This window comes from Isoptericola sp. NPDC060257 (assembly GCF_042726645.1).
Lineage (GTDB): Bacteria > Actinomycetota > Actinomycetes > Actinomycetales > Cellulomonadaceae > Isoptericola > Isoptericola nanjingensis.
Window position 1 is genome coordinate 1 of the sequence record NZ_JBHXAW010000132.1, and the last position, 11,231, is coordinate 11,231.

Consider the following 11,231-nt stretch of genomic DNA (forward strand, 5'->3'; position numbering starts at 1 on the left):
GACCTGACGTCTCGACGGGCCCGACCGGTCGACCCGCCGGTTGAGCTTGTCGAAAACCCGACCGAGAGGCCTGTCATGCCCGACGAGACGACGTCGTCCGAAATCGTTGTCGACCCCGCGCCGCACGCGGCCTGGCTGCCCGACGGCGCGCTGGCCGCCGCCGGGCGACGCCGAGTCGCCGTCGTCGGCCCACCGGACGACGAGGTGCTCGTCACCGTGCGCCGCGAGGCGGAGCGCGCGACGTCCGCGTACGGCGGCGCCGTCGTCGGCCCCGACGACTCCCCCGACATCCTCCTCGAGGCATCGAGCGTGCTGGATTCCTCCTCCAACGGCCTGAATAAGGATCACGTCAGCACGCTCGATGTCGAGTCCGGGTTCCGGATCGTGCGGGACGGCGGCCGGGTCACCGTCACGGCGGCCACGGCGACGGCGCTGCTGCACGGCTGGTTCCACGTGGTGCGGCTCGGCGAGACGGCGTTCACGGGGCCCGACGTCGACGAGCGGCACGCCCCCGCGTTCGCGCTGCGCGTGCTGGACCACTGGGACAACGTGGACGTGCACCCGGTGATGGGGCAGGTCGAGCGCGGGTACTCGGGCGGGTCGATCTTCTACGCCGACGGCCGGGTGCGCGACGACCTGTCCCGCGTCACGGCCTACGCGCGCCTGCTCGCCGCGACGGGCGTCGACCGGGTCTGCATCAACAACGTCAACGTGCACGCCCGCGAGGCGCGGCTGCTCACCGACGACCTGCCGGAGGTCGCGCGGGTCGCGGCCGCCCTGCGGCCGTACGGCGTGCGCACCCACCTCGCCGTGAGCTTCGCCGCGCCGATGACGCTCGGCGGCCTCACGACGTCCGACCCGCTCGACGACGACGTCCGCGCCTGGTGGCGCGCCGCCGCCGACCGCGTCTGGGCCGCGGTCCCGGACTTCGGCGGCTTCGTCGTCAAGGCCGACTCCGAGGGCCAGCCGGGGCCGTTCGCGTACGGGCGCGACCACGCCGACGGCGCGAACCTGCTGGCCGAGGCGGTCGCCCCGCACGACGGCGTCGTGCACTGGCGGGCGTTCGTCTACGACCACGCGCAGGACTGGCGCGACCGCTCCACCGACCGCGCCCGCGCCGCGTACGACCACTTCGCGCCGCTGGACGGCCGGTTCGCGGACAACGTGGTGGTGCAGGTCAAGCACGGCCCGATCGACTTCCAGACGCGCGAGGCGGTCTCGCCGGTCCTCGCGGGGATGCCCGCCACCCGGCTGGCCCTCGAGCTGCAGGTGACGCAGGAGTACACGGGCCAGCAGCGGCACGCGTGCTACCTCGCGCCGTGGTGGAGCGAGAACCTGGGCTTCCGGCCGTGGGGAGAGAGCGCGGACGGCGCCGCGGTGCGCGACGTCGTCGCCGGGCGCGGCCCGTCCGCGCCGGCCGCGGTCGCGGATGCCGGGGGCGGGGGGATCGCCGCCGTCTCGAACGTGGGCGACGACCGGTTCTGGACCGGCCACCCGCTGGCGCAGGCGAACCTGTACGCCTTCGGGCGGCTGGCGTGGGACCCGACGCTCGACCCGGCGGCCATCCTCGACGAGTGGGTCGGCCTGACCTTCGCCGGGCCGGACGGCGGCGTCGAGCCGCGGGTCCGCGAGGCGCTGCACGCGGTGCTCGACGACTCGTGGCGCACCTACGAGTCGTACACCGCGCCGCTGGGCGTCGGTTTCATGGTGCGCCCCGGCCACCACTACGGCCCGGACGTGGACGGCTACGAGTACACGCCGTGGGGCACGTACCACTTCGCCGACCGCGACGGCATCGGCGTGGACCGCACCCGGGCCACGGGGACCGGGTTCACGGGCCAGTACCCGGCGCCCTGGCGTGACGTCTACGAGGACCTCGCGACCTGCCCCGACGAGCTGCTGCTGTTCTTCCACCACGTGCCGTACACGCACGTGCTGCGCTCCGGCGTCACCGTGGTCCAGCACGTCTACGACACGCACTTCGCGGGTGTCGAGCGGGTGCGCGAGGCCGTCGCGGCGTGGGAGTCGCTGGCCGACCTCGTCCCCGGCGCGCTCCCGCCCGACGTCGACGCCCGCGTCCGCGAGCGCCTCGCCGAGCAGCTGCGGTCGGCCGTCGAGTGGCGCGACCAGCTGAACACGTACTTCTTCCGGAAGTCCGGGATCCCCGACGCCCACGGCCGCACGATCCACTGAGCCGAGCGGCCCACGTGGCCGGGTCAGCCCGCGGCGAGCAGCTCCAGGGTGTCGACCACGCGGTGGGAGAACCCCCACTCGTTGTCGTACCAGGCCACGACCTTCACGTGCCGGCCGTCGACGCGCGTCAGCAGGGAGTCGAAGACCGCCGACGCCGGGTTGCCCGTGATGTCCGACGACACCAGGGGGTCCTCGGAGTACTCGAGCACCCCCGCCAGCGGTCCCCGCGCGGCCTCCCGGTAGGCGGCGAGCACGTCCTCGCGCGTCACGTCGCGCGCGACGGCGGCGTTCAGCTCGACGATCGAGCCCACCGGCACGGGCACCCGGATCGAGTCGCCCGAGAGCTTCCCGTCGAGGCGCGGCAGCACCAGCCCGATCGCCTTGGCGGCGCCGGTCGTGGTGGGCACGATGTTCACGGCGGCGGCGCGGGCGCGGCGGGGGTCGCGGTGCGGGGCATCCTGGAGGTTCTGCTCCTGGGTGTAGGCGTGCACGGTGGTCATGAACCCGTGCTCGATGCCGGCGAGGTCGTCGAGCACGGACGCGAGCGGCGCGAGCGCGTTGGTGGTGCACGACGCGTTGGAGACGACCGTGTGCGCGGCCGGGTCGTAGGCGCCGGTGTTGACGCCGGGGGCGAGCGTGACGTCCGCGCCGGCGGACGGCGCACTCACGAGCACCTTGCGCGCCCCGGCGTCGAGGTGGGCGCGCGCCGCGTCGGCGGAGGTGAAGCGGCCGGTGGACTCGAGCACGACGTCGACGCCGAGCTCGCGCCACGGCAGGGCGCCGGGCTCGCGCTCCCCCAGCACGGCGACGCGGTGACCGTCGACGACGATCGCGTCGTCCTCGGCGGTGACCGGGCGGCCGAGCCGGCCGGCCGTGGTGTCGAAGGCGAGCAGCCGGGCGAGCGCCGCGGGCTCGGTGAGGTCGTTGACGGCGGCGAGCTCGAGGTCGCTGTCGCGTTCGAGCAGTGCTCGGACCACGTTGCGCCCGATGCGGCCGAACCCGTTGATGGCGATGCGGGTCATGTGCCCCTCCTTTCGTGTCGCCACCAGGCTCGCCGCCGTCGCACGCGCCGAACACCGGCGCGCACGCCACGGTCCGCAAGGATCTCGCCATGCCCGGGTCCCGGCCCTCACTCCCCGCGGGCGAACGTGCGCCGGTACTCGCTGGGCGTCGTGCCGAGGATGCGCCGGAAGTGCGCGCGGAGGTTCGCGCCCGTCCCGAGCCCGACGTCGGCGGCGACCTGCTCGATGCTGCGCTCCGAGCGCTCCAGCAGCTCGCGCGCCACGTCCACGCGCACCCGCAGCACCCAGGCCATCGGCGTGTACCCGGTGTCGTCGGCGAACCGGCGCGAGAACGTGCGCGGCGAGACGGCCGCGTGCCGGGCCAGGTCCTCGAGGGCGAGGTCCTCGGTCAGGTGGTGCAGCACCCACTCGCGGGTGGCGGCGAACCGCTCACCGAGCGGCTCGGGCACGCTCCGGGGCACGTACTGCGCCTGGCCGCCGCTGCGGTACGGCGCCGCGACGAGGCGGCGGGCCGCGTGGTTCGACGCCGCCACGCCCAGGTCGCCGCGCAGCACGTGCAGGCACAGGTCGATGCCCGACGCGGCGCCCGCAGACGTGAGCACGCTGCCCTCGTCGACGAACAGCACGTTCTCGTCCACCCGCACGCTCGGGTGCTTGGCCGCCAGCGCCCGCGTGTAGTGCCAGTGCGTCGTGGCGCGGCGGCCGTCGAGCAGGCCGGTGGCCGCGAGCGCGAACGCGCCGGTCGAGATGGCGGCCAGGCGCGCGCCGCGGTCGTGCGCGGCCAGGAGCGCGTCGACGACGGCGGGCGGCGGGTCGTCGCGGTCCGGGTGCCGGTACCCGGGGAGGAACACGACGTCGGCCCAGGCCAACGCCTCGAGGCCGTGGTCCAGGTGGTAGGAGAGGCCGTCCCCGCCGGTGACGAGCCCGGGCGCCGCGGCGCAGGCCCGCACCTCGTAGGGCATGCTCGGGCGCGTCGTGAAGACCTGCGCGGGGATGCCGACGTCGAGGGGCTTGGCGCCCTCCAGCACGAGGACGGCGACGCGGCGGCGGCGCTCCGGCGGGTGGGGCGGTTCCGGCACAGGAGGCAGCGTAGGCAGCGCGGGCACCGCTACGCGCGGCCGGCGGGACGCGAGCGCGGGGAGACGATCCCCGACTCGTACGCGAACACGACGAGCTGGGCGCGGTCGCGGGCGCCGAGCTTGGTCATGGCGCGGCTGACGTGCGTCTTCGCGGTGAGCGGGCTGAGCACCATCCGCGCGGCGATCTCGTCGTTGGACAGGCCGTGGGCGACGAGGGCCACCACCTCGCGCTCGCGCGGCGTGAGCAGGTCGAGGCCGTCGGGGGCGATCGCGTCCGGGGGGCGGGCCACGAACTCGCTGATCAGCCGGCGCGTGATGGCCGGCGACAGCAGCGCGTCCCCGCGCACGGCGGCGCGCACGGCCTCGACGAGGTCGGCGGGCTCGGTGTCCTTCACGACGAACCCGCTCGCCCCGGCCCGCAGCGCCTCGAACACGTACTCGTCGATGCCGTAGTTCGTCAGCACGACGACGTGCACGCCCGCCAGCGCGTCGTCCGCCGCGATCTCGCGGGTCGCGGCGATGCCGTCGAGCCCGGGCATCTGCACGTCCATGAGCACGACGTCGGGCCGCAGCTCGCGTGCGAGGCGCACGCCGTCGTGCCCGTCCGCGCCCTCGGCGACCACCTCGACGTCGTCCTCCGCGTCGAGCAGCGCGCGGATGCCGGAGCGGATGAGCGCCTGGTCGTCGACGAGGCCGACGCGGATCACGCGCGGGCCGCCGGCTCGCCCGCGCCGGCCGCCGCCGCGGGCAGCCCGGACGGCGCCGGCAGCGGCAGGGCGACGCGCACGGAGAACCCGCCGTCCTCCCGCGGCCCGGCGTCGAGCGTGCCGCCGAGGGCGGCGACGCGCTCGCGCATCCCGGTGAGCCCGTGCCCGGGCTCCGGCGCACCCGGCGCGCCGCGGCCGTCGTCGTCGACCCGCAGGGTGAGCTCGCGGGCCTCGAACGTCACGCGCACGGTCGCGGTCGCCGCCGGGCCCCCGTGCCGGGCGACGTTGGTGAGCGCCTCCTGCACCACGCGGTATGCGGCCTGGTCGGTCTCGGCAGGCACGGTGCGCCGGGCGCCGACGACCCGCACGGTGGTGGGCACCCCCGCGTTCTCCGCGCGCTCGACGAGGGCCCCGAGCCGGTCGAGACCGTTCCCGTTGGGCTGGCCGTCGCGCCGCAGCACGTCGAGGGTCGAGCGCAGCTCGCGGGCGGCGTCCGTGCTGGCCTCCTGGATCGCGAGCAGCGCGGGCGGCGGCTCCTCGCCCCGCTTGCGCGCGAGGTGGGCGGCCACGCCCGCCTGCATCTTGATCACGGAGATGCTGTGCGTCAGGGAGTCGTGCAGCTCGCGGGCGATGCGCAGCCGTTCCTCGACGGCGCGGCGCCGGGCGACCTCGTCGCGCGTGCGCTCGGCGTCCTCGGCCCGCTGCTCCACCTCGCGCACGTACGCGCGCCACTGGAGCACCGCCACGCCGGCGACGCCGAGGGACACCAGCCAGCCCGCCGCGAGGATCCGCTCCCGTGCCCGTCCCGTTCCCATCCCGGCAGCGTAGGTGCGGCCCGGGAGCCGCCGCATCCGGCGCGGGGAGCACCCTGCGCGTACTCCCCGCGCGGCAGGACCACGCCGGGCCGACGCCCGGCCCGGTAGCCGCAGGTGTCGCCGACGGGCGGACGCGCCGGGGCACCCCCGCCGCGAAGGATCGACCCGACGGATCAGCAAGGACGCCCTCAGCAGGACGCCCGAGGACCGAGGAGAGAACAGCCATGAGCATCCAGGCACCGAGCACCCCAGCACTCAGGCGCACCCCCGCCGGGCTGGGCGACGTCGTCGTCCCCGGCGACGACGACTACGACGACGCGCGACGCACCGTGTTCGCCACCGGCTCCCCCGCCCTGGTCACGCGCCCCCGCGACGAGGCGGAGGTGGCGGCCGCCGTGACGTACGCGGCCCGCGCGGGGCTGCCGCTGTCGGTCCGCTCGGGCGGGCACGGCCTCACCGGCCACGCCACGAACGACGGCGGGATCGTCGTGGACCTGCGCCACCTGGACGCGGTCGAGGTGGTGGACCCGCACCGGCGCCTGGTGCGCGTGGGCACCGGCGCGACGTGGGGGCGGGTCGCGGCGGCGCTCGCGCCGCACGGCCTGGGGATCTCCTCCGGCGACACCGCGAGCGTCGGTGTGGGCGGGCTGACGCTCGGCGGCGGCATCGGGTGGATGGTGCGCCGGCACGGCCTGGCGGTCGACGCCGTGGTCGGGGCCCGGGTGGTGCTCGCCGACGGACGGACGGTGGTGGCGAGCCCGGACTCGCACGCGGGCCTGTTCTGGGCGTTGCGCGGCGGGGGCGGCCACGTCGGCGTCGTGACGAGCCTCGACCTCGTCGCGGCCCGCGTGGGCGACGTCCGCTACGGCGCGGTCTCCTTCGCCCCCGACGACCCGGCCGGCCTCGTCGCGGGCTGGCGCGACGCCCTGCGGACGGCCGACGACGAGCTGAGCAGCACGTTGGTGCTGGCGCCGGCCAGGGGTGACCGTCCGGCGTCCGCGTCGGTCCTGGTGTGCGCGTCGCACGACGACGCGGCCGCGGCCGGGCGGTCGATCGAGCCCCTGCGGCGCCTCGGCACCGTGCTCGCCGACGACGTCGCGACCGTGCCGTACGCCGACGTCCTCGCCGCGGGCGGCCACCACCCGCCGGGGGTGCGCCTCGTCGGCCGCAACGTGCTGGTGCCGCGGCTCGACGACGACGCCGTGGCGGCCGTCGTCGCGGCGTCCACGGGCGCACGGCCGCTCGCGCTCGCGCTGCGCGCCCTCGGCGGCGCGGTCTCGCGGGTGCTGCCCGACGAGACGGCCTTCGCGCACCGCGACGCCGAGGCGCTGGTGGTGGGCGGCGCCGTCGTCCCCCAGGACGCGCCCGACGCCGACGTCGAGGCCGCGCTGGCCGGCTGGCGCGGCGTCGCGGCCCACGGCACCGGCGCGTACGTGAACTTCCAGGGCACCGCCACCGCGGCCGACCTGGACGCGGCGTACCCGCCCGCGACGCTCGCCCGGCTGCGCGCGGTCGAGCGCTCCTACGACCCGGGCGCCCTGTTCGGGCGCCGCCTCGACGGCGCGCCCCGTGCCGTGGCCGGCCCGGGGACGTCGTCGTGAGCGCCGCGTTCGAGGCCGAGGGCCTCGTCAAGAGGTTCGGCGCGACGACGGCGCTCGACGGCGTCGACCTGCGCGCCGAGCGCGGCACGGTGCTCGGCGTCCTGGGGCCCAACGGGGCGGGCAAGACCACCGCCATCCGGGTGCTGGCCACGCTGCTGCGGCCGGACGCCGGGAGGGCCACGGTCGACGGCGTGGACGTGGGCCGCGACCCCGTCGCGGCGCGGCGCCGTATCGGCCTCACCGGCCAGTACGCCACGGTCGACGAGGACCTCACGGGCGTCGAGAACCTCGTGCTGTTCGGTCGCCTGCTCGACCTGCCGACGCCCGAGGCCCGCGCCCGCGCCACCCGGCTCCTGGACCGGTTCGGGCTCGCCGACGCGGGCGGCCGGCGCGCCTCCACCTACTCCGGCGGGATGCGCCGCCGCCTCGACCTGGCGGCCAGCCTCGTCGGCTCGCCCAGCGTCCTGTTCCTCGACGAGCCCACGACCGGCCTCGACCCGGGCAGGCGCGAGGAGCTGTGGCAGACCATCCGGTCGCTCGCCGACGACGGCACCACCGTGCTCCTCACCACGCAGTACCTGGAGGAGGCCGACGCCCTGGCCGACGAGATCACCGTGATCGACGGCGGCCGGGTCATCGCCCACGACACCCCGGCGGGGCTGAAGCAGCAGGTCGGCGGGCAGACGGTGGTCGTGCGCCCGCGCGACCCGGGCCAGGTCGGCACCGCGGCGGTCGTCGTCGCGCGCGCCACCGGGCAGGACGTCGCGCCGCCCCGCGGCGGCGCGGTCACGGCGTCCGTGGACGACGAGCGCGTGTTCGCCGCCGTCGTGCGCGGGCTCGAGGACGCGGACGTCGCGGTCACCGAGCTGGCGCTGCGCCTGCCCGGCCTCGACGAGGTCTTCTTCGCCCTGACCGACGGCCACCGCACCACCCCGAGGGAGGAACCATGACCACCACCGCGACGACCGCCCCCACCGCGCCGGCCCACCGGGTCGGCACGACGCCCGCGCGCCGCTGGCCGCTCGCCCGGCACAGCCTCGCCCTGGCGCGCCGCGCCCTCGTCAAGACCCGGCGCAACCCGGGCGAGCTGGCGGACGCGGTGATCCTGCCGGTCGTGTTCCTGGTGCTGTTCGTCTACCTGTTCGGCGGGGCGGTCGCGGGGTCCACGCAGGAGTACCTCCAGTACCTGTTCCCCGGGATCCTCGTGCTCACCACCGTGCTCACGGGCCAGGTCGCGACCGGGCTCAGCATCGTGCAGGACATGAAGAAGGGCGTGTTCGACCGGTTCCGCAGCATGCCCGTGCCGCGCGCCTCGATGCTGCTGGGCTCCGTCCTCGCCGACGGCGTCCGGTACGTCATCGCCCTCGCCGTGCTGTTCGGCGTCGGGTACGCGCTCGGCTTCCGGGTCGAGACGGGGCTGCTGCCGGCCCTCGCCGCGTGCGGGCTGGCGATCGTCCTCGGCTTCTCCCTGTGCTGGCTGACCGTGCTCGTGGCGGTGCTGCTGCGCGACGAGATCATGGTGTCCACCGTGGGCTTCCTGCTGCCGTTCCCGCTCGTGTTCGGCACCGGCATGGCGGCGCCGGTCGAGACGATGCCGGGCTGGCTGCAGGCCTGGGCCGGGGTGAACCCCGTGAGCCGGGCGATCGAGGCCAGCCAGGGCCTGCTGCTCGGCGGCCCGGTCGCCGGGCCGGTCACCGCCACCCTGCTCTGGAGCGCGGCCTTCCTCGCCGTCTTCGGCACCGCCGCCGTGGTGGTCTACCGCCGGGTTGTCTGACGGCCGGCGACGCGGCGGATCCGAAACGTTTCAGGTCCTTGACAGGGCGACGGCGAGCCCGGAAGGGTCGTCGAAGCGCTTCGACATCCGGAGGGCGCGACGGTCCACCGGCGGTCGGGGCGCGACGTCCACCACCCGTGCGCGACGAAGGGCACACCACCGTGAAACGACCGCTCAGGACGACGCTCACCGCGCTCGCGGCGGGCCTCGCGCTCGCCGCCGGGCTCGCCGCCCCGGCCGGCGCCGCACCGGCGCACCCGCAGCACCCCGCACACCCGGCCCACCCCACGCACCCCACGCATCCGGCGCACCCCGCGCATCCGGCGCACCCCGCGCACCCGCACCGCGCCGCCGACGCGGCCGAGACGGTGGCCGCGATGCAGCCGGGCTGGAACCTCGGCAACTCGCTCGACTCCGTAGGCGCGGACGAGACCGCCTGGGGCAACCCGCGCGTCACGCCCGAGCTGATCGCCGCCGTCAAGGACCAGGGGTTCCGCAGCATCCGCGTCCCGGTCACCTGGGACGACCACCAGGGCGGCGCCCCGGACTTCACCCTCGACGCGGCGTACCTCGACCGCGTCGAGGAGGTGGTCGACCAGGCGCTCGCCGAGGACCTGTACGTGCTGCTCGACATCCACCACGACTCGTGGATCTGGACGAACGCGATGTCCTCCGACCCGGACGGCGTCCGCGACCGCTTCCGCGCCACGTGGGAGCAGCTCGCCGAGCGCTTCCGCGACCACCCGGCCGGGCTGCTCTTCGAGAGCCTCAACGAGCCCCAGTTCGCCGGCGTCGACGACGCGCAGGGCGACGTGCTGCTCGACGACCTCAACACCGTGTTCCACGAGGTGGTCCGGGCGTCCGGCGGCGGCAACGCCGACCGCGTGCTCGTGCTGCCCACGCTGCACACCAACGCCGGGCAGGAGCGGCTCGACGCGCTCGCCGGCACCATCGCCGAGCTCGACGACCCGAACCTCGCCGCCACCGTGCACTACTACGGCTACTGGCCGTTCAGCGTGAACGTCGCGGGCGGCACCCGGTTCGACGACGTCGCCCTGGCGGACATGACGGGCACGTTCGACCGCGTGCGCGCCACGTTCGTCGACCAGGGGGTCCCGGTGATCCTCGGCGAGTACGGGCTGCTCGGCTTCGACCGCCACACCGGCACGATCGAGCAGGGCGAGAAGCTGACGTTCTTCGAGGAGCTCGGCCACCAGGCTCGCCAGGCGGGCGTCACGACCATGCTCTGGGACAACGGGCAGCACCTCGACCGCACCGGGTTCACGTGGAGCGACCCCGAGCTGTGGGCACAGATCTCGTCGAGCTGGACCACCCGGTCCGGCACGGCCTCCACCGACCAGGTGTTCGTCCGCCCGGGCGACGTGGCCGCGCAGACCGTCACGCTCGAGCCGCACGGCACGCAGCTCGAGGGGCTGTTCCTCGACGGCGAGCCGGTCCCGGCCGCGGACGCCGCCGTCGCGGGCGACGAGGTGACCCTCGCGGCGGACTACCTGACGCGGCTGGTCGGCGACGGCGCGTACGGCGAGCACGCCACGCTCGAGGCGCGCTTCTCGGCGGGGGTGCCGTGGCGGATCCACGTGATCGCGGCCGACACCCCCGTGCTCGCCGACGCCACGGGCACCGTGGCCGGCGGCGTGTCGATCCCCACGGAGTTCCGCGGCGACCGCCTCGCCACCATGGCCTCCGTGTACGCCGACGGCACGGGCGCCGGCCCGCAGAGCTGGACGCCGTTCCAGGAGTTCGACGCGTCGTTCGCCCCGGACGAGGAGGCCGGCGCCGTCCTGCTGCGCCCGGCCTACCTCGCCACCCTGCGCGACGGCGAGCCCGTCTCGCTGACGTTCCACTTCTGGAGCGGGGACACCGTGGAGTACACCGTGACGCGCAGCGGCGACACGGTCACCGGCACCGTCGGCTGACCCGCCGTCTGCATCGAGCGTGCTGAATTGATCCACCAAAGGCCCCAAATTGGGGAAAATAACACACCGAGGTGCAGAGGGGGGGGGCGGGGACCCCGGCGAG

General features: G+C 75.7%; 9 protein-coding genes. 5 read left to right on the forward strand and 4 right to left on the reverse strand.

Going from position 1 to position 11,231, the window contains the following annotated elements:
* Positions 1-75 precede the first annotated feature (75 nt).
* Entirely contained in the window at positions 76-2,193 is a 2,118-nt protein-coding gene (locus tag ACFWEK_RS12235; RefSeq protein WP_430554221.1) for an alpha-glucuronidase, read from the forward strand.
* Between the two features lie 23 nt (positions 2,194-2,216).
* On the opposite strand, the gene gap is transcribed toward ACFWEK_RS12235, so the two are convergent.
* From gap to ACFWEK_RS12255, 4 genes are all read right to left on the reverse strand, one after another.
* Entirely contained in the window at positions 2,217-3,215 is a 999-nt protein-coding gene (gene gap / locus ACFWEK_RS12240; protein ID WP_430554222.1) for a type I glyceraldehyde-3-phosphate dehydrogenase, read from the reverse strand.
* 107 nt (positions 3,216-3,322) lie between these two features.
* Entirely contained in the window at positions 3,323-4,294 is a 972-nt protein-coding gene (locus ACFWEK_RS12245) for a GlxA family transcriptional regulator (RefSeq protein WP_430554223.1), read from the reverse strand.
* A 29-nt stretch (positions 4,295-4,323) separates the two neighbouring features.
* Positions 4,324-5,001, reverse strand: coding sequence for a response regulator (locus ACFWEK_RS12250; protein WP_430546966.1), 678 nt, complete (start codon positions 4,999-5,001; stop codon positions 4,324-4,326).
* A complete protein-coding gene (locus ACFWEK_RS12255; RefSeq protein WP_430554224.1) occupies positions 4,998-5,816 on the reverse strand; it encodes a sensor histidine kinase in 819 nt (272 codons plus the stop codon). The genes ACFWEK_RS12250 and ACFWEK_RS12255 overlap by 4 nt, the downstream gene beginning before the upstream one ends.
* 224 nt (positions 5,817-6,040) lie before the next feature.
* On the opposite strand from ACFWEK_RS12255, the gene ACFWEK_RS12260 reads away from it, so the two are divergent.
* The 4 genes from ACFWEK_RS12260 (at position 6,041) to ACFWEK_RS12275 (ending at position 11,128) form a co-directional block, all read left to right on the forward strand.
* Positions 6,041-7,417: an FAD-binding oxidoreductase gene (locus ACFWEK_RS12260; RefSeq protein WP_430554225.1), complete on the forward strand. Its 1,377-nt coding sequence runs from the start codon at positions 6,041-6,043 to the stop codon at positions 7,415-7,417.
* Positions 7,414-8,367, forward strand: coding sequence for an ATP-binding cassette domain-containing protein (locus tag ACFWEK_RS12265; RefSeq protein ID WP_430554226.1), 954 nt, complete (start codon positions 7,414-7,416; stop codon positions 8,365-8,367). Before ACFWEK_RS12260 ends, ACFWEK_RS12265 begins: the two co-directional genes overlap by 4 nt.
* Positions 8,364-9,191, forward strand: a complete 828-nt coding sequence (locus ACFWEK_RS12270; RefSeq protein ID WP_430546970.1) for an ABC transporter permease — start codon at positions 8,364-8,366, stop codon at positions 9,189-9,191. Before ACFWEK_RS12265 ends, ACFWEK_RS12270 begins: the two co-directional genes overlap by 4 nt.
* A 161-nt stretch (positions 9,192-9,352) precedes the next feature.
* Positions 9,353-11,128, forward strand: a complete 1,776-nt coding sequence (locus tag ACFWEK_RS12275) for a cellulase family glycosylhydrolase (RefSeq protein ID WP_430554227.1) — start codon at positions 9,353-9,355, stop codon at positions 11,126-11,128.
* Positions 11,129-11,231 lie beyond the last annotated feature (103 nt).